This is a genomic window from Streptomyces sp. GS7 (genome assembly GCF_009834125.1).
Taxonomy (GTDB): domain Bacteria; phylum Actinomycetota; class Actinomycetes; order Streptomycetales; family Streptomycetaceae; genus Streptomyces.
The window spans coordinates 5,601,080-5,618,852 of the sequence record NZ_CP047146.1 but is presented as its reverse complement, the minus strand read 5'-3'; the positions used below and the strand labels follow the sequence as shown (position 1 = coordinate 5,618,852).

General features: G+C 72.3%; 20 protein-coding genes and 1 pseudogene. 6 read left to right on the top strand and 15 right to left on the bottom strand.

Going from position 1 to position 17,773, the window contains the following annotated elements; all coding sequences use genetic code 11:
* Positions 1–160 precede the first annotated feature (160 nt).
* Positions 161–1,240 (top strand): hypothetical protein, encoded by a 1,080-nt coding sequence (locus tag GR130_RS24410; RefSeq protein WP_159506689.1) that lies wholly within the window; start codon positions 161–163, stop codon positions 1,238–1,240.
* A 17-nt stretch (positions 1,241–1,257) separates the two neighbouring features.
* Here the strand turns inward: GR130_RS24410 and GR130_RS24405 are convergent, their stop codons facing one another.
* Together GR130_RS24405 and GR130_RS24400 are read right to left on the bottom strand one after the other, a co-directional pair.
* The gene (locus GR130_RS24405; RefSeq protein WP_201304979.1) at positions 1,258–2,076 is read right to left on the bottom strand and encodes a proline dehydrogenase family protein; all 819 of its coding nucleotides are present in this window, start codon (positions 2,074–2,076) and stop codon (positions 1,258–1,260) included.
* A gap of 314 nt (positions 2,077–2,390) precedes the next feature.
* Positions 2,391–2,555 (bottom strand): hypothetical protein, encoded by a 165-nt coding sequence (locus GR130_RS24400; RefSeq protein WP_159506688.1) that lies wholly within the window; start codon positions 2,553–2,555, stop codon positions 2,391–2,393.
* A gap of 231 nt (positions 2,556–2,786) precedes the next feature.
* On the opposite strand from GR130_RS24400, the pseudogene GR130_RS40910 reads away from it, so the two are divergent.
* Positions 2,787–3,121: pseudogene (locus GR130_RS40910) on the top strand (phosphotransferase); the annotation flags it as partial.
* 647 nt (positions 3,122–3,768) lie between these two features.
* Here the strand turns inward: GR130_RS40910 and GR130_RS41420 are convergent.
* Genes GR130_RS41420 through GR130_RS24390 form a run of 3 tightly spaced genes read right to left on the bottom strand, consistent with a single transcriptional unit; the run spans position 3,769 to position 5,802 of the window.
* Positions 3,769–3,897 carry a hypothetical protein gene (locus GR130_RS41420; protein ID WP_268977938.1) on the bottom strand — a complete coding sequence of 43 codons (129 nt, stop codon included), beginning with the start codon at positions 3,895–3,897 and terminating at the stop codon, positions 3,769–3,771.
* The gene (locus GR130_RS24395) at positions 3,864–5,123 is read right to left on the bottom strand and encodes a serine hydrolase domain-containing protein (protein WP_201304978.1); all 1,260 of its coding nucleotides are present in this window, start codon (positions 5,121–5,123) and stop codon (positions 3,864–3,866) included. Before GR130_RS24395 ends, GR130_RS41420 begins: the two co-directional genes overlap by 34 nt.
* Positions 5,116–5,802 carry a TetR/AcrR family transcriptional regulator gene (locus GR130_RS24390; RefSeq protein WP_159506687.1) on the bottom strand — a complete coding sequence of 229 codons (687 nt, stop codon included), beginning with the start codon at positions 5,800–5,802 and terminating at the stop codon, positions 5,116–5,118. The genes GR130_RS24395 and GR130_RS24390 overlap by 8 nt, the downstream gene beginning before the upstream one ends.
* Before the next feature lie 183 nt (positions 5,803–5,985).
* Here GR130_RS24390 and GR130_RS24385 point away from each other — a divergent pair, with 183 nt between their 5' ends.
* Positions 5,986–6,828 carry an IS5 family transposase gene (locus tag GR130_RS24385; protein WP_159506686.1) on the top strand — a complete coding sequence of 281 codons (843 nt, stop codon included), beginning with the start codon at positions 5,986–5,988 and terminating at the stop codon, positions 6,826–6,828.
* Between the two features lie 24 nt (positions 6,829–6,852).
* On the opposite strand, the gene GR130_RS24380 is transcribed toward GR130_RS24385, so the two are convergent.
* From GR130_RS24380 to GR130_RS24355, 6 genes are all read right to left on the bottom strand, one after another.
* Complete coding sequence (locus GR130_RS24380; protein WP_159506685.1) at positions 6,853–7,074, bottom strand: DUF1330 domain-containing protein; 222 nt, start codon at positions 7,072–7,074, stop codon at positions 6,853–6,855.
* 67 nt (positions 7,075–7,141) lie between these two features.
* A complete protein-coding gene (locus GR130_RS24375) occupies positions 7,142–7,516 on the bottom strand; it encodes a hypothetical protein (RefSeq protein WP_159506684.1) in 375 nt (124 codons plus the stop codon).
* A gap of 295 nt (positions 7,517–7,811) precedes the next feature.
* Entirely contained in the window at positions 7,812–8,879 is a 1,068-nt protein-coding gene (locus tag GR130_RS24370; protein WP_159506683.1) for an NAD(P)H-dependent flavin oxidoreductase, read from the bottom strand.
* The gene (locus GR130_RS24365) at positions 8,876–9,649 is read right to left on the bottom strand and encodes a CoA-transferase subunit beta (RefSeq protein WP_159506682.1); all 774 of its coding nucleotides are present in this window, start codon (positions 9,647–9,649) and stop codon (positions 8,876–8,878) included. The genes GR130_RS24370 and GR130_RS24365 overlap by 4 nt, the downstream gene beginning before the upstream one ends.
* Complete coding sequence (locus GR130_RS24360; RefSeq protein WP_159506681.1) at positions 9,646–10,509, bottom strand: CoA transferase subunit A; 864 nt, start codon at positions 10,507–10,509, stop codon at positions 9,646–9,648. The genes GR130_RS24365 and GR130_RS24360 overlap by 4 nt, the downstream gene beginning before the upstream one ends.
* 2 nt (positions 10,510–10,511) lie before the next feature.
* Positions 10,512–11,288 (bottom strand): enoyl-CoA hydratase family protein, encoded by a 777-nt coding sequence (locus GR130_RS24355; protein ID WP_159506680.1) that lies wholly within the window; start codon positions 11,286–11,288, stop codon positions 10,512–10,514.
* An 80-nt stretch (positions 11,289–11,368) separates the two neighbouring features.
* On the opposite strand from GR130_RS24355, the gene GR130_RS24350 reads away from it, so the two are divergent.
* Together GR130_RS24350 and GR130_RS24345 are read left to right on the top strand one after the other, a co-directional pair.
* The gene (locus GR130_RS24350; protein WP_159506679.1) at positions 11,369–12,157 is read left to right on the top strand and encodes an SDR family oxidoreductase; all 789 of its coding nucleotides are present in this window, start codon (positions 11,369–11,371) and stop codon (positions 12,155–12,157) included.
* 1 nt (position 12,158) lies between these two features.
* A complete protein-coding gene (locus tag GR130_RS24345) occupies positions 12,159–13,070 on the top strand; it encodes an SDR family oxidoreductase (RefSeq protein ID WP_159506678.1) in 912 nt (303 codons plus the stop codon).
* 563 nt (positions 13,071–13,633) lie between these two features.
* On the opposite strand, the gene GR130_RS24340 is transcribed toward GR130_RS24345, so the two are convergent.
* Complete coding sequence (locus tag GR130_RS24340) at positions 13,634–14,098, bottom strand: cupin domain-containing protein (RefSeq protein ID WP_159506677.1); 465 nt, start codon at positions 14,096–14,098, stop codon at positions 13,634–13,636.
* A gap of 34 nt (positions 14,099–14,132) precedes the next feature.
* Positions 14,133–14,345 (bottom strand): hypothetical protein, encoded by a 213-nt coding sequence (locus GR130_RS24335; RefSeq protein WP_159506676.1) that lies wholly within the window; start codon positions 14,343–14,345, stop codon positions 14,133–14,135.
* A 149-nt stretch (positions 14,346–14,494) separates the two neighbouring features.
* Between GR130_RS24335 and GR130_RS24330 the strand changes: the two genes are divergently transcribed.
* On the top strand, positions 14,495–15,394 hold the full coding sequence (locus GR130_RS24330) for a DMT family transporter (RefSeq protein ID WP_159506675.1): 900 nt from the start codon (positions 14,495–14,497) through the stop codon (positions 15,392–15,394).
* Between the two features lie 34 nt (positions 15,395–15,428).
* On the opposite strand, the gene GR130_RS24325 is transcribed toward GR130_RS24330, so the two are convergent.
* Positions 15,429–16,451, bottom strand: coding sequence for a TolB family protein (locus GR130_RS24325; RefSeq protein ID WP_159506674.1), 1,023 nt, complete (start codon positions 16,449–16,451; stop codon positions 15,429–15,431).
* 2 nt (positions 16,452–16,453) lie between these two features.
* The gene (locus tag GR130_RS24320; protein ID WP_159506673.1) at positions 16,454–17,773 is read right to left on the bottom strand and encodes an MFS transporter; all 1,320 of its coding nucleotides are present in this window, start codon (positions 17,771–17,773) and stop codon (positions 16,454–16,456) included.

Sequence of the window (17,773 nt, the reverse complement as noted above, 5' to 3'; positions counted from 1 at the left end):
ACGCTGCCGACCCCGCCCCGCATCGTTTCCCATTGAAATGCGTCAATTCGGGAGCTTGCGGGAACCCTGTACTGGAGAGTCGACTCCTCATTCGCAGAGACGCACACCGGTGCGTCCGGTACGAAGTGGGGGCAGTATGACACGTAGGGCGCAACAGCCTGTGAGTGCGCGGCAGGCGACGGCCGGCTCCGCGGCAGCGGTGGTCGCGGGACTGGCCTTGGTGATCGGGGCGGCGGCTCCGGGGCAGGCGGTCCCCGCGGCGACTGCGGGGGCACGGTCGTCCGTGCCGAACTGCGGTGCCGCAGCGACGGCACCCGGCGCTGCGGCGGCGCGGTCGAACGCCGCGGCGGGGACGGAAACGGCCCCGGACACGGGCTTCACCGGTAGTCCGGCCACGGCCGTCACCGGAAGTGCGGCGCAGAAGCTGTCGTACAGCCTCGCTCCCGAGGCGCCGATCGGCCTCTGGTCGTCCTCGAACGTCACCCTGCGGACCCCGGTCTCCAAGGGCACCGTCCGCCTGGACGTCACCACACAGGGCTTCATCGCCGATTCTCTGCTGATGCAGCGTTACGACGAGAAGAGTCACCGCTGGGTCGACCTGGACGTCCAACGGGTCGGCACCGAGCGGCCGGACAAGGGAAGGTTCTCCTTCCCCGTCTCGGTGGCGGCGAGCCCGGGCCGCCCCGCCACGGTGGCTCTCCGGGTCCAGGCCATCGACCGTCCCGGCCGCCTGGCCGTGGCCGCTTCGGTCGTCGACCGCCACGGCCGTACCTACCGCGCGCCCACGCGGAGCGCCGTCGTCGACCGGCCCGCCACCACGGTCACGGGCTGGCCGAGCGGTACCGGCCTGGTGCGCGGCGGTGCGGCGAAGGAGTTCGAGCTCACGGTCAGGAACACCACCAAGCGGGCCTATCCGGCGCTCAACGCCGGGTACTTCGCCTACGGTCAGAGCGGCGGCCGTGCCGTGGCCCCCAAGGACCTGGTGCTGCAGCAGTACGTGCCCGGCCACGGGTGGCAGCGCGTGCCGTTGGTGCCCGGCGGCTGCGACCCGGGCATGAGCGCCGAGCTCACCCCGACCGCCAGGTCGCCGCTGGCACCCGGCGCCACCGCCGTCTACCGGTTGCGTCTGGCGGTCGCGGGAGGCGCTCCCGCGGCCGACGTCGAAGCGGGTGTGTCGGTGGGTACCGGCGACACGTCGTTCTTCTACCGGACGTTGCCGTTCAGGATTCGCGCCAGGTAGCCCTGCCGAACTCCTGGTCACGCAGGGGGAGTCGGGGGACGAGGGGCCGGGTTCCTCCTCGCCTTCGACTCCCCGTCGGCGTGTGCCGCCGATCTCGGCTGCGTGCCCACCAGCGTGCGCACTGCCTCCAGGGCCACCTGGAGCTGCTGGCGGAGCGGTTGCCGGGGTACGGGGCATCGCCACTGGTCGGCCGGTGGGACGGGGGACGGGACGGTGCGGGCCGAGCCCTTGACCAGGCGGATGCGGCCGGGGAGGGCGAGGAGTTGCTGAAGATCGTCGGAGGTGCGGTGCAGACGCGCCTGGATGGTGACGCCGACGTGGTCGAACCGACGGCACAGGGAGCGGTGCAGGGCCAGTACGGAGTCGGGGCGGTCGGAGCCCTCGGCCGAGATGATCATTTCCCGGTTGGTCTCGGCCGTGGCGTGCGCGATGCGGGTGGCGTTGGCCGGGGCGAGTTCCTCATCGACGACCAGGCCGATGCGGGACAGGTCGAGAGAGAGCGAGCAGCCGGGCGCAAGGAGTCCGGCGGCGTCGAGGAACACCTCGGTCGCCTCGGTGGCCCGCTGCGGGGCGCGGCAGCTTTCGCCCATGTAGTCGACGGTCGTGCGATGACCGGTGCCGCGGATGCGCTTGGCGTGGTCCAGCGCGTCGGTCAGCGTTTCGCCTGCCACGTAGCGCCCGGCGACCTTGCGGACCAGTGGGCCCAGGACCGGGTCTTGCGGAACGCGCGCCTTCAGCTCCTCGTCGAGCGCGACCCTTCTCAGAACCTGGGCGGCCTGTGCGGAAATCTCGGCGGTGGCGGTGGCGGTGGCGGTGGCGGGGAGGTCCGAGGCCATCGTGTCGTGCCTCGCAAGTGGAGCACTCGTTGCGCGGTGCGCCTACAAGACCTGCCCACGCCAGACTGTCGGCGGTGTCGCCTCGGGTCGGCGTCACAAGCTCGCGGACAGTCGGCGAAGACGTCCCCTCTGGGACGACGTAGGGCTCCAGGAAGCAGGACTTCGCCCTGGCGATCAACTCCCCATTCCGACCGACGCACGCCACCAGAGCCGTCTGGTGCCGTCACGGACACCCTGCACAACACGTGCGCCGTGTCGGAACGTGTCGCAACATGCCGCGTTCGGAGGCGATCTCCTCAACCGCCCCCGGCCGTTCAGTCGTCGAGCCCCAGGAGGTCGCTGACAACGGGAACGCTGGTAAGGACGGCCGTGAGCGGGGGTTTGCCGCTCGAAACCGCGGCCTGGGCCGGCGCGGCCAGGCCGAAGGTCAGCAGGGTGAGCATGGCGGAGACGGTCATGATGCGGAGATGGCGCCGCATGGTAGCCCCTTTCTCTCTTTCCGATAGCGGGCCGCGTCGGTGTGCACCCATGACACGCGTGAAGTCGTGATCAGAGCGCCCCGAGGCGGAGTGGATTCGATGAAAGGCATTCCTCCGCGCCGTGCATATTAACGCCACGTCACCCGAAGGATGGGAGCCTTCTGCATTCCGGCCTCGGACCGCAACCGTGTCCACCGTCTGGGGGCGCACCTGTTCGATACCGAGAGGGGGCTCCGGAGCGACGAGCATCCCCACTCCCCGGAAGCCGCGGACGGCACCTTCTGCAGCGTCATCGACTTCGGCGACCTCTGCGCAGGCGATCCAGCCCGCGACCTCGCCGCCTCCTGGGTGCTGCTACCGGAGGGCGCCGCCGGCCGCTTCCATGACGCCCGCCAACCGGCCCGGCCGTCACGACACTGCGCCGCGCCCGCGGCTGGGCGATATCGCAAGCCCTCCGCGGCGTCCTCATCGGAGAGGCCGGTATCCACGACCGCCCCGGCGGCAAACCCACCTGGGGCCCACCCGCCCACACCGCCCTGAAGCGACCCATCGCAAGCGCCCCGAGAGCTACCTCCCGCAAGCGGGCCAAGGCGCCTTCTTCCGTGGGGAGTTCAAGGCCCAGGGCCGCGGTGGCACGGTCCCGTCCGGCGAAGAGGTCCGGCATGTCCTCCAGGTACTCGGCCGCGAGGCCACGGCTTTCCTCGGCGGTGAACGTCTGGCAGTCGCGCCACCACGGGGCGATCAGCAGGAGCCGCGGGAGTTCGGGCAGGCCGATCGCGACCAGCGCCGCTCCTCCTTCGGAATCCGCGTACAGGACAGGCCGTTCCTCACCGCCTTCGCCGCAGAAGAAGTAGGTGCCTCCGGCGCTATACCGAAGCGGTCGATGTGCTCGCAGCAACACGCGGACCAGGACGGGCGGAGTGAGGATGGGGATGGGGATGGGGATGGGGATGGGGATGGGGATGGGGATGGGGATGGGAACTCGACGCGTCGCCTTGACCGTTCGACGATTCAGGGGATGGATCTCGTGCAGGGTCCCCGCCGTTGCCGGCGGGGACCACACGGGTGTCGGGGCGCTCAGTCAAGCCCCGCCACGACCCGTACATCGCGGTCGGCACCGTCGTCCAGCACCGCGACGGCCTGCTGGTAGTCCTCGCTTAAGAGCTCGCGCAGATAGGTGTGGGGGTGCCCGTGACGGCACGGCAGGCGCAGGTCAGCCGGTCTGGGCGATGGCGCGCAGGGCGTCGAAGGTCTCCTGTTCGTCTTGCTGGTCCCCGTAGTCGCTGAGTTTGACCACGACGGTCCTGCTTACGGGGTCGACGTAGATGTATTGCCCGTACACGCCGAGGGCGGAGTAGTCCTTGCCGTTGCCGCCGGGCGGATGCCACCACTGGGCGGAGTAGCCCCAGCCGTCGACTTTGTGGGGTGCTGGGGTGGCGATGCGCTTGATCCATGCCAGGGGATGATCTGTTTGCCCTGGGCGCGGCCGTTGTTGAGGACGAGTTGGCCGAGTTTGGCGTAGTCGCGGGGGGTGGCGTTGATGCAGCAGTACGCCTTCTCGTGGCCGTTGTCGTGGTCGAGGTTCCAGGTGGCGTTGTCCTGTGCTCCCATCGGTGCCCAGATGTTGTCCGCCAGGAGGTCGGCCAGCGGTCGGCCTTGGGTCTTGGCCAGGGCCTGTCCGAGGAGTTCGGTGTCGATGCTGCGGTAGGCGCCTTGGCTGCCGGGCGGGAACTGCAGGTTGCGATGGTCGTGTGCGAAGGCGGGCAGGTCCCGGGTGAGGTACATCCGGGCGGTGCCGGTCAGCGGGTAGTACTCGTTGTAGTTCTCCGGGACGTCCACGCCCGAGGTCATGTCCAGCAGGTCGCGCACGGTGATGGCGTCGTAGGCTCCGCCGGTCTTCAGCTGGGGCAGGATGTCGACCAGCCGGTCGTCTTCGCGGAGTTTGCCCTGTTCGATGGCTTGCCCGGCGAGCAGGGACACCACCGACTTGGCGGCCGACCAGGAGGACAGGCGGGTGGTGGAGCCCACCCCGTTGCGGTACCACTCGTGGGTCAGTCGGCCGTTCCTGAGGACGAGGAAGGCGTTGGTGTGGGTGGTCGTCAGGAACTGCTCGACCGGCACCCGCTCGCCCTTCCATGGCACGGTCGCAGGAAGCGACTCGTCGTGGACGGGCAGGTGTGCCGGCGTGGCGGAGGCGGGGATGGTGCGGGTGGCGAACAGGCCGCCCTGTCGCGAGGGCTCGGTGGTCAGCAGTTGGACCAGCGTGGGTGGGGAGGGGATGTCGAGCAGCGCGGTGGCCGTGTAGGAGCCGGCCACCAGCACGCCAAGCGCCACCGGCAGTGCGATGAGGGTGCGCCGAAGTGCGCGCCGTGTCCGCGGCTTTGCCGAACGCGAGGCGGCCACGGTGCGGTCGGTCGGCTCCACGGCCCGGGTGGTGGGACCGGCAGCGGAAGCGGACGGGCAGCTGGCTGCCGGTTCGGGACCGCTGTCCTGGGGGGCTTTCTGGCTCGTGTCGACAGCCTCGTCAGCCTCGTCGGCGGCTTCCACAGCAGGGCGATGGTCAGACATCGGCGTCGTCCTTGGGAGTGGTGCGGGCGGTTGCGTCGACGGCCAGCCAGAACGCCTCCATCAGCGTCTGGAAGACGGCCTCGTCGTCCTGCGCTGCCAGTTGGGGCAGGTGCGTGGTGATGGCCGGATAGCGCTCGGGGGAGATGGTGGCGTACGCCCCGGCCCAGGCATGCTCGTCGGCGGCGCGCACCTCCTGCGGGAGCGCGGCATACCCGGCACGCATGCCCGCATACGCCAACACGGTATCGGCGAGCATCCGTTGGTACCGGGCCACACTGCCCTCGTCCAGACCGATCTCCTCCAGCGCCGCGAGCATCGTCTCCATCGCAGCGAACTCGCCCGGGCCGCGGGTGGTCCGGCACGCGACGGCCGCACCGACGTACGGGTGGGCCTCAAAGACCTCCACCAGGGAGCGGGCCAGCTCCTGCAGCACCTCCCGCGGCCCCAGGCCGTCGGGCACACGCTCCACGGCCATTGCCAGCAGCCGGTCACCCACCGCCAGCAGCAGCGCGTCCCGGTCCGCGAAATGCCGCCACACCGCCGACCGGTCCACGCCCAGTTCCTCCCCCAGAGCCCGTCCGGTCAGCCCGTCCGGTTCCGCCCGCGCCGCGATCCGCACGGCCGCCTCCACGATCAGCTCCGGCGACAACCGCACCGCCCGGCCCTTGCCCACAGCCATGTCCGCCCCACCTTCGAAATCATCAGTGCTGTCATCGATGATGACAGCACTGGGGTGGGATGGTCAACTCTGGAGTGCGACCACGATGCGGCGACGTTCTCGGGAAGGGCGTCGGACGCAGGCAGTCGAGACGACCGCTGCTGCCGGCTTCTGCGCGACGCTCTGCGATCATCGGGGAGACCTGTGCCTGTTCTTCCGTCATGGCTGACCGAACCGCTGTGGGCCCAGTTCTCGGCGCTGCTGCCCCAGCGGCCGCTCCACCACCCGGCCCATCCTCTGCGCTGCCACCGTCCGCGCATCAGTGACCGGATCGTGTTTGACAAGCTTCTGCAGTTGCTGCGGTTCGGCTGCCCCTACGAGGCGATCGCTGACACGACCTGCTCGGCCAGCACCATCCGCAGCCGTCGCGATGAGTGGATCCGCCTGGGCATCTTCAGCCAGTTGAAGCGGATCGCGCTCGACTCCTACGACCGCATCATCGGCCTGATGCTGGATCAGATCGCCATCGATGGCTCCCTCACCAAGGCACCCGGCGGCGGCGAGGTCGCCGGGCGTTCCCCGGTCGACCGGGGAAAACAGGGCCTGAAACGCTCCGGCATGACAGACGGCTACGGAATCCCGCTCGGCCGCGTTCTGGCCGGGGCGAACTGTCACGACTCTCCGCTGCTGGCCCCGACCCTGGACCACCTCGCGGAACTCGGGCCGCTGCCCGACTACATCACGGTGCACCTGGACGCTGGGTACGACTCGCACAAGACCCGCGCCCTGCTCGACGAACGCGGGCTGCACGGTCGGATAGCGCACAAGGGCGAGAAAGCCCCGATTCAGTCAAGCCAGCGGTGGCACGTCGAGCGCACCCACGCCTGGCAGAACGCCTTCCACCGTCTTTCCCGCTGCTACGAACGCCGCGCCGTCGTGATCGACGCCTTCTTCGACCTCGCGGACACGATCATCACCGTCCGCAGCCTGATCCGACGATCCTGGACTACCCATCGCTGGGACAACCGTCCGAGGCGATGCCCGTAAGCCCACGCCTATCCGCGCGAGTTCTCAGTAGGCCGCGACCGCGGCATCGTAGCTGGGGAACTCGACCAGGACCGTGCGCTCGGGCAGGCCCGACTCGAACGCGGTCACCCGGCCGCCCCGGGCCAGAATCCAGCCGCCGGCCGCCTCCAGCGCGGGCTTGGCCAACTCCCCGTACGCGGCGAGCTTTTCCGGGTCGCGCACCGATCGGTAGGTGCCGACCAGATATCCTTTACATCCCTTGGCCATGCTGCTTACTCCTCGTTCTCCTCGTTCCGCGGGAACTTCGACCCGAGCCGGACACCTTTCGGTGCGGTCAGGAAGGGGGCCGGACCCCGCCCCGACCCCGCGGTTGCTGCCTCTGCATCGTGCCGGTGGTGCGTGTCGGCAGCCGCCCGCGCGCGAAGCCCGGACCGGACATGGCCCATTGCCGTGCAGCAGGCGTCCGCACCGGCAACTGGACGAGGAAGGCGCCCACTTGCCGCGCCGGGCCCCGCCGGTCGGTCTGCGCGGGGTTCACCCGCCGGAAGGCGAGCAGCAGGACGGCGATGCCTCCCGTGGCGGTGGCCGCGGCGAAGAGGGAGCCGGCGACCGCCTGGAGCAGGGGGCCGGTGCCGGTCTGGTGGATGTCGCCGGTGGCCGTGTAGCGGATGTCGGTGGTCCGGCCTGCCTGCAGCCCGTCCGAGGGCAAGTTTGGACGTGAGCATGCCATACCGACATGGCGGTCCCGCACCCGGGTGATGGTGTTGGTTTGGGGGGAGAGTGGGCCGACGCCTGCGTCGTGGACATCGCCAGGGCCGACGTCGCCAGGGGGGACCAGTGCGGCGGTCGGGTGCGGATCCGGGCGAGGGGCCCGGCGTCCAGGCCCAGCCGGGCGGTGAGGTGGCCCGGGATGGTGCCGTAGTCCCGGTGCCGGTGGGTGGTGTAGGGATGGGGGAGCGACAACACCGGTCCCTATGTGGGGAGTTGGGTTGGCGGGTGGGCGGTCAGCGGGGCAGGTCCGCCAGGGTTCCGTGTGCCTCGGTCATGATGCGGTCGATCAGTTCGGCGCAGGACGGCAGATCCTCGATCAGCCCGGCGACCTGGCCGGCGGCCATCACGCCGAGGTCGGTGCGGCCGTCCACCATCGACGCCTTCAGCAGCATCGGGGTGTTGGCCGCCAACAGGACCTGGCTCCAGGTCAGTTGCCTGCCGTGCTTCATCGCCAGCCCGTCGCGGACCATCCGGGTCCAGCTCAGCCCGGACAGCTTCCGGAACGCCGCGGCGTGGCGTACCGCGGTGAGCAGCGCGGCGGTGCGGCCGGACCGCTCCAGGGACTCGACCAGTTCGCTGCGCAGCATCCGGTGCGGCAGCCCGTCGACCTTGGTGGTGACGGTGACGTCCTTGACCGCCGCCTCCAGATAGCGGGTCTGGACGGCCCGCGGCACGGTGCTGTCCGACGTCAGCAGGAAGCGGGTGCCCATGGCGATGCCGGCCGCCCCGTAGGCGAGCGCGGCGACCAGGCCGCGGCCGTCGAAGAAGCCGCCCGCGGCGATCACCGGGATGTCGACGGCGTCCACGACCTGGGGGAGCAGCACGGTGGTGGCGACGTCGCCGGTGTGGCCGCCACCCTCACCGCCCTGGACGACGACCGCGTCGGCTCCCCAGGCGGCGACCTTCTCGGCGTGCCGGCGGGCCCCGATGGAGGGGATGACGACCACGCCCGCGTCCTTGAGCCGGGCGATCAGCTCCTTCGAGGGCGCCAACGCGAACGAGGCGACGCGTACGCCCTCGGCGACGATGATGCCGACGCGCTCGGCCGCGTCGCCCGCGTCCGCCCGCAGATTGACGCCGAAGGGCCGCTCCGTGCGGGACCTGACCTCGCGGATCGCGGAGCGCAGCTGATCGGGCGTCATGGTCGCCGAGGCGAGGATGCCGAGCGCGCCCGCGTCGGCGGCGGCCGAGACCAGTCGGGGGCCCGCCACCCAGCCCATGCCGGTCTGCACGATCGGATGCCGTACGCCGACCAGCTCGGTGAGCGGTGTGGCGAGCGCGGGTGAGGTGCCGGCGCTCACGACGGTACCTCGCGGTCGCGCAGTCCCTGAGGGTCGATGACCTCGCGGATCAGCCGCAGTTCGTCGCCGGTCGGCTCGCGGGTGCAGGGGATCTGTTCCGGGACCGTGAGCGCGAAGCCGGTGGCCTGCCGGACCTCCTCGGCCGTGACGCCGGGGTGCAGGGAGGCGAGCCGCATGGTGTGGTCCGGGGTGGCGAAGTCGAGGACGCCGAGGTCGCTCACCACCCGCGGGATGCGGTGATAGCGGGTCGCGGACGGGCCGGCGGCGGCTGCGCTGTCGTACCCGACGCCGCTGATCATGTCGACCCGTTCGACGAAGACCCGGGGTGAATGCCGGGGGATCCAGTAACTGACGGGATGGTTGAGGGTGTTGACGGGGGCGCCGCGCACCCCCAGCAGCTGGCGGGCGGGCCGTTGCCAGTCACCGATGCAGGAGATGTTCTGGTTGCCGAAGCGGTCGAGCTGACTGGCGCCCATCATCACGTGCCGCCGGCCGCCGGTGACCATGGCCAGATGCCGGCGGTACGGCAGCCAGCCCTCGGGCTCGCCGTCGAGGCCGACGAGCATCGCCTCGCCGTCGGTGAGCAGCAGGTCGGGGGAGAAGGTGCGCTTGGCGAGCCGGGCGCCGATGGACGGGATGGTGCCCATCGGGCTGGCGAGCACCTCGCCGTTGTCGCGCCAGGCGTCCGCGCAGGCGATCACGCAGTATTCGGCGCGGGTGGCGGTGGCGGTGGCGGTGGCGTTGGCGGCCGGTCCGCTGGTCGTGGTCACTTCTGTTCCTCCTTCGCCGTCAGCTCCTCGTGCCAGGTCCGGACGGCGGACTGGTAGGTCTTCTCGTCGCCGTGCAGGAACCGTGCGGCGAACTCCGGCCAGGGCGCGGTCGCGTAGAGCTTCTGGAAGGGCTCGTCGCGGCCGTAGTCCGGGACGCAGGAGGTGAAGTGGGCGCCGTGCGGGGTTTCCACGACTCCGGTGACCGCATGCCGTTTGACGAGGAGGGTCTGCGGTGCGGCGTCCCGGAAGCCGCCGGTGTCCACGAGTCGTTCGCAGGAGACGTAGGCCGCGTCGGCCGCCTCGCAGAAGAGGTCGTCGAAGTACGGGTCGGGGCCCAGGTATTGGCCGTTGCCGAGCCGGTCGGCGCGGTTGAGGTGCACCAGTGCCGCGTCCATGCGCAGCGCCGGCATGGCCACGAAGGTCTCGCCGTCCTCGTACGGGGAGGTGACCGTCTTCAGGCCGGGGTTGACCCGCATGACGTCGGAGCCGAGGCCGGCGCGCACGGGGAGGAACGGCAGCCGGTTCGCGGCGGCGTGCAGCCCCCACATGAACATCGCCTCGTCGACCTCCGCCAGGGCGAACGCGCCGGCCTGGCGGGCCGTGCGGAAATGGGGTTCGAGGGGGATGGAGTCGAGGGTCGCGAAGGGGGCGACCAGCTTGCGGATCTTTCCCGCGGCGGCGAGCAGGCCGACGTCCGGGCCGCCGTACGAGACGACGGTGAGATCGGTGATCTCGGATCGGAGCAGTGCACGGACCAGCGTCATCGGCTTGCGGCGCGAGCCCCAGCCGCCGATGCCGAGGGTCATCCCGCTGCGCAGCCGCGCGATCACGTCGTCGGGGGTCATGGTCTTGTCCGTCAAGGTCAGTCCTCCTCGCTGTCCGCTGCTTCCGGGGCCCGGCCGAAGGTGTCGCGGACGCGGTCGGCGACCCCGCTGAGGTTCGCCTCGAAGGTGAAGCCCTGCTCGAAGCGGTAGCTGCGGCGGACGTCGACGGGGTCGATGCCGTTGATGGCGGCCTTGGCGAGCCGGATCAGCGAGCCGTCCTTGCGGGCGATCTCACGGGCCAGCTCCACAGCCGATTCGAGGAGTTCGTCCCGCGGGACCACCTTCCAGACCGAGCCGTGGGCGTGCAGTTCGGCGGCCGTGGCGGTGCGCGAGGTGTAGTACAGCGCCCGCATCAGATGCTGCGGGACCAGCCGGGCCAGATGGGTGGCCGCCCCCAGCGCGCCGCGGTCCAGCTCCGGCAGGCCGAAGGTCGCGTCCTCGCTCGCCACGACGGCGTCCGCGTTGCCGGCCAGCCCGATTCCGCCGCCCAGGCAGAAGCCCTGGACGGCGGCGACCACCGGCACCTCGCACTCGTAGACCGCGGCGAACGCCTCGGCGCAGCCGCGGTTGGCGCCGATCAGGGCGGTGTGGCCGCCCGCCGCGGTGTCCCGCTGCATCTCCTTGATGTCGACTCCGGCGTTGAAGCCGCGGCCCGCGGCGGCCAGCACGACGCAGCGGACGTCGGGGTCGCGGCCGGCCGCCCGTACGGCGTCGGCGAGGTCGTACCAGCCCTGTACGGGGAGGGCGTTGACCGGAGGGAAGTCCACGGTCACGACCGCGATGCCCCGGTCCGGACCGGAGGTGGAGACACCCATGAGCAGATCAGCTACCTTTCCACCAAGCGTTTGTTAGGTAGCGAAGCTAGCAGCGGATCGCACGCTGCGGGAGGTGCCCGTTGAGCCTGACTCTCGATCTGACCGGACAGGTCGCCGTCGTCACCGGCGGCACCCGGGGCGTCGGCGCCGGAATCGCCCGCGCCTTCCTCCAGGCCGGCGCCGAGGTCGTCGTCTGCGCCCGCCGGCCACCGGACGCCCCGGTCACCGCGGACGGCAGGACCGCCCGCTTCCGCCCCCTCGACCTGCGCGACCCGCCTGCCGTACGGGAGTTCTTCGCCCGCGTCGCGGCCGAGCACGGCCGGCTGGACTGCCTGGTCAACAACGCCGGCGGCACCCCCTACCGGCTGCTCGGCGAGACCGGTGCCGAACGGCACGCCCGCGTCGTGGAGTTGAACCTCACCGCACCGCTGACCGCCTCGCTCGCCGCGTACGAGGTGATGCGCGGCCAGCCGCACGGCGGTTCGGTGCTCATGATCGGCAGCGTCAGCGGCACCCGCCCCTCGCCCGGCACCGCCGCATACGGCGCGGCCAAGGCGGGCCTGGACAACCTCGCCCGCTCGATGGCCGTCGAATGGGCGCCCGCGGTGCGGGTCAACACCGTCGTCCTGGGCATGGTGCGGACCGAACTCGCCGCGCTGCACTACGGCGACGCGGCGGGCCTGACCGCCGTCGGCGCGACCGTACCGCTCGGCCGGCTCGCCGAACCCGCCGAGATCGGCGACGCCTGCGTCTTCCTCGCCTCCGACCGCGCCCGCTACGTGAGCGGCGCCAGCCTGCTGGTCCACGGCGGCGGGGAGCGCCCCGCCTTCCTCGACGCCGCCACCGTCAACCACCCCAAGGAGCCCTGAGATGACCGGAATCTGCACCGGACGCGTCGCCGCCGTCACCGGCGCCGGCCGCGGCCTGGGCCGCGCCCACGCCCTCGCCCTCGCCGCCGAGGGGGCCCGAGTGGTGGTCAACGACCTCGGGGTGGCGGCCGACGGCGCCGGGGCCTCGGCCGGACCCGCCCAGCAGGTCGTCGAGGAGATCCGCGCCCGCGGCGGCGAGGCCGTCGCGCACACCGGCGACATCACCACCGGCGAGGGCGCCGCCTCGCTGATCGCCGCCGCCCTGGACTCCTTCGGCCGGCTGGACAGCCTCGTCAACAACGCCGGTTTCCTGCGCGACCGGATGCTGGTCAACCTCGACGAGGACGACTGGGACGCCGTGCTGCGCGTCCACCTCAAGGGCCACTTCCTGCCGCTCCGGCACGCCGCCGCCCACTGGCGCGCCGAGGCCAAGGCCGGGCGGACACCCGACGCACGGATCGTCAACACCAGTTCCGGCGCCGGGCTGTTGGGCAGCGTCGGCCAGGGCAACTACTCCGCGGCCAAGGCCGGCATCCTCGGCCTGACCCTCGTCGCCGCCGCCGAACTGGGCCGCTACGGCGTCCAGGTCAACGCCATCGCCCCGGCCGCCCGTACCCGCATGACCGAGCAGACCTTCGCCGACAGCATGGCGGCGCCCGCCGAGGGGGAGTTCGACGCCATGGCGCCGGAGAACGTCTCCCCCCTGGTGGTCTGGCTGTCCGCCGCCGACAGCGCCCATGTCACCGGCCGGGTCTTCGAGGCGGAGGCCGGTCGGATCACCGTGATGGAGGGCTGGCGGCCCGGCCCCACCGCCGACAAGGGCGCCCGCTGGACCCCGGCCGAGGCGGGCGAAACCGCCCGGAAGCTGCTCGCCGCCGCGGAGCCGGCGCAGGCGGTGTACGGCGCCCCCTGACCGTTTCGCTGCGCTTGGCTGGCTTCCCACGTTTTTGGCTTTCCCGCCGTGGGGGTTCGCGTGTTTGCGCCTTCGGCGCGGGGTGTTGTCCGCTGCGCGGGGCTTTCGGGTGCGGTGGTGGTCCTCCGGGGGTGGTGTGCAGGACTGCTGCGCTTTACGTCCTGCACACCACCCCCTCCGGCCCGCCCCCTCCCGTGGGGGGAGAAGAAAGACGGTGGGTGGGGGCTGGGGCGAGTGGTCCGCTGAGGGTTTCCCTCCACCCGTGAACCGGCACGGTCCCACTTACGCGCACCCCATCGGCCTTTTCTCACCCACTCACGGGAGGGGCGGGCCGGAGGGGCAGGGTGTCCGGACGTAAAGCGAAGCAGTCCGGACACCCTGCCCCGCAGGACCGCCACCGCACCCGACAGCCCCGCGCAGCGGACCCGCCCGCCGCAGGCGAAACGGCGCCGCACCCGGCAACGTGGGGAGCAGGCAAAGCGCAGCGGAGCCGCGCAACGGCGACAAACCCCTACGGCGGGACAGCCGACAACGTGGGAAGCAGGCAAAGCGCAGCGGAATCGTTACAGCCCCGGCAGGTTGACCACGATCGCCTCCTGCGTGCTCCGGGCGATCACCACCACCGCCTCCTCGTCCGGACTCGGGTTCTCCTCCCGGTGCGGCACGTACGGCGGCACGAACACATAGTCCCCGGGATCGGTCCGCAGCCGGACCTCCTCCCGGGCTCCGCCGGTGTCCTCGGCGAACACGAACTCCGGATGCCCCTTGACGACGTAGATCGCCGTCTCCGAGGCCCCGTGGTGGTGGTTCGAGGAGGCGGTACCCGGGGCGACGTGCGTCTGCCCCATCCAGATCCGCTCCGATCCCACAGCGCCCCCGCTGATCGCGGCGAACCGCCGCATCCCGTCCGTCTGCGCGGTGTCGCCGTCCAGCGCGTCCGCCCGGATGTGGTGCAGCCGGGCCCGCAGCGGGGCCGGGCCGTCCGCCCCGCTGCCGTCGAGGTCGGGATGAAACGCGTCGTACCCCATGCCGCTCCTCTCCGCGGTGCGGGCCCAAGTGCCCTCACCCGTCCATGGCATGCTCCCACCGGCGCTTCGGCGCGGTACCGGCACCCGGCCGTTCCAGCCAGGTCAGCAGGGTCCGGGAGAGCTGCGCCGGCGCCACCGTGCGGTGCCGCGAACCGGCGCCCTGACCCGGCGGCCGGGCGAGCGCGACACAGCCGGTCGCGGCGAGCAGCAGACCGGACACGAGGGCGAGGACAAGAGAGCGGCTCACGGTGTCACGGTGGAGGAGGCCCGGCCGCGGTCCAAGCGACGCGCCGGGAGGTCACGCGGACGAACGACAGCGACCGTCCCCTTGCACGACGGAGCCGGGCGGCCCGGCCGGGCCGCCGTTAGCGTCGACGGGGACGAGGAGGTGGGTGCGTGGCCAGATGGCCGGCCGTGCTGTTCGCGCTGCTCGCCGCGGCCTGCAACGCGCTCTCCACGGTGCTCCAGCGGCGCGCGGCTCGCAGCGTACCGGTCTGCGGACGGCTGCGGCTGGGCCTGATCGCCGATCTGCTGCACCGCGCGGTATGGCTCGCCGGGATGGCGATGGTGCTGCCGGCGGCCTGTTTCCAGGCGCTGGCGCTGTCGCTGGGCGCGCTGTCGGTGGTGCAGCCGATCTTCGTGCTGGAGCTGCCGCTGGCGCTGCTGATCGGGCGTCTGCTGCTGGGCGGGCGGATCTCCCGGCCCGGCTGGGCCGGCGTCGGTCTGCTCGTCGTCGGGCTGGGGACGGCCCTGGCCGCCGCCGCGCCCAGCGTCGGCCGCGACCACGCCCCGCTCAGCCGCTGGGTGCCCGCCCTGGTCGTCTGCGCCACGGTGATCGCGGCCACCGTCGGTGCCGGCCTGCGCCGCGGCGCCGGCAGCGTACGCGCCGCCGGCTTCGGGGCTGCCACGGCCGTGGCGTACGCACTGACCGCCGCCCTGCTGAAGGACGCCACCCATGTCTGGCAGGCCGCCGGCCCCGCCGCGTTCTTCCTGTCCTGGCAGACCTACGGCTTCGCGCTGGCCGGCGCACTGGCGCTGTTCCTCATGGAGAACGCCATGCAGTCGGGACCGCTGACAGCCTCCCAGCCGGTCCTCACCCTCGGCGATGCGCTGGTCAGCCTGTCGCTGGGGGTGACGCTCTTCGACGAGCAGGTGCGGGTGGGGTGGTGGCTGCTGCTGGAGGGCCTGGGCGTCGGACTGGTCCTGTGGGGCGCGGTGATGCTCTCCCGGGTAGCGCTGGCCCGGGACCTGGCGGCCGGTCAGGCCGCGGGGCCGCCGCCCGGCTCGCCCGCCTGAGCCGGCCCCGTCGGCACCGCGCACCTGCCGCCCGTCAGCGTACGTACGCCGGTGCCACCGCCGACGTCATCATCCGGCGGGCCGCCCCTGACCCGTTCGCCGGGACCGTCCACAGATCCGAGCCGTAGTCCCCGGGCAGGGCGTAGACCAGGTTCGCGCCGTCGGCCCACAGTGCCTGGTCGTCGATGTTGCGGTGCTCGGCGGTGGCGGTCTCCGCCATGGTGCGCAGGTCGAGGACGTACAGCCGCCACGGGGCGTCCGGGGAGGCGCCGGGGGCGCGCTTCTTGTAGGCGATGCGGGTGCCGTCGGGGGAGAGGGAGGGGCATTCCACGTTGCGGTGCAGGGTGGTCAGCGTCCGGGCCGCGGCGTCGCCCTGTACGAGATAGGTCTGGCCGCCGGTGGCCAGAGTGGCGTAGAAGCGGGTGTCGTCGGCGAAGGTGACACCCCAGACGTTGATGTCCGAGGCGTGGTACGGCCGGCCGTCCTTGACGACGGCGTACCGCTCCAGGTTGTCGTCGATCGCCCAGGTGCGGGTGTCGACGATGGCGGTCCGGGTGGAGAAGTCGGTGCCCGCGTACGAGTCGCCGCTGACGAAGACCGTCCAGGCGACCCGGTGCCCGGAAGGCGAGACCCGGGCCCGGGTGGGGATCCCGGCTGCCGGGAAGCGGTGCAGCTCGCGCAGGTGCGCGTCGAGCACCACGGCGCGGTAGGTGTCCTCCAGGGCGCCGTGCTCGGCCTGTAGGCAGACGGCGGTCCCGGCGGCGGCGTGGAAGCGCAGGCACTTGACGCCGGAGGCGGTGCGCGGGCCCTGCGGACGGTCGGCGGGCACGCTCGCGATCTCGTCGCGGTGCGGTCCCCACGCCAGGTTGCGGACCAGCAGCCGGCGGCCCGTGCCCGGCCGGAGCGAGACGCTGCCGGCGTGTACGGCCGGGCCGCCGGCCTGCTGACGGTCGCGGCTGCCGGAGCGGTCGGCGGCCCGCAGCACCGCCACGGCGCCGACCGCCCCGAGCAGCAGCACGGCGGCCAACAGGACTGCCAGACGGGAGTTTTGGGTCATCCTCACACCTCGTCGCTGATGCGTCGGTCGTCGTCGTTCTCCTCCGGCGTGCCCTCGACGGTCCGCAGCACGCGGGCCGCGACGACGGCGCCGACGGCCAGTCCCGCCGCGGTCACCGCGAGCGCGGCCCGCCCGTCCCACAGGCTCCAGGCCGCGCCGAACGCCAGTGAGCAGACGAACCGGGCGAGTGCCTGGCCGGTGCCCACCAGCGCCTGCCCGGCACCCTGGTGCCGGGCCGGGACGGCCCCCGCGGTGGCGGCGGCCAGTACCCCGTCGGTGGCGGCGTAGAACGCGCCGTGCAGCACCAGCACCGCGACCACGGCCGGGGCGCCGTCCAGCGGGGAGAGCACCAGCCCGTAGGCCAGCAGCAGCGCGCCGTGTCCGGCCAGGAACAGCCGGCGGCGGCCGATCCGGTCCGCGAGTGCGCCCAGCGGGACGGCGAGCAGCAGGAACACCGCCGCGGTGCCGAGCGGCAGTAGCGGGAACAGGTGGGCGGGCACGCCCAGTTCGCGCTGGAGGAGGAGGTAGAGGAAGGAGTCGCTGACGGTGGTGAGACCGAGCAGCGCGGCGCACAGCGTGAGCCGGCGCAGGGTGGGACGGCGCAGCAGGGCCAGCGAGTCGCGCAGCGCGGGACGCGCGGCGGCGGGCCGGGCGTCCGCACCCCCGGCCCGGCCGGGCACGAACAGCACCAGCACCAGCACGCCCAGCACCGCGACGCAGCCGCTGACCGTGAACACCGCGTCGTAGCCGTCGACGGTGGCCCGCAGTACGGCGAACGCGGCCAGCGGCCCGAGCAGCGCCCCGGTGGTGTCCATGGCGCGGTGCACGCCGAAGGCCCGGCCCCGGTGCTCGGGCCGGGTGGCCAGCGAGATCATCGCGTCCCGGGGCGCGGTGCGCAGCCCCTTGCCGGTGCGGTCGGCGGCCAGGACGGCGCTGATGACGGGCAGTCCGTGGGCGACCAGCAGCAGCGGCTTGCACAGCGCCGACAGGCCGTAGCCGAGCCCGGCCACCACCTTGTGCCGCCGGCCGCCGCCGTCCGCGAGGTGGCCGCCGGCCAGCCGGACCAGCGCGCCCACACCGTTGTTGATGCCGTCCAGCAGCCCGAAGCCGAGCGGGGACAGCCCGAGTGCGGTGACGACGTACAGCGGCAGCACCGCGGTGATCATCTCCGCCGAGACATCGGTGATCAGACTGACCGCGCCGAGTGCCAGGACCGTCCCGGGCACCGCAGCCCGCCGCCCCGGACGGATGCTGCCCGGGGCGGCGGCTGCGGTGCTGGAGGGCTCGCGCGTGGTGCCGTTGCGGGAGTCCGCGAGATACAC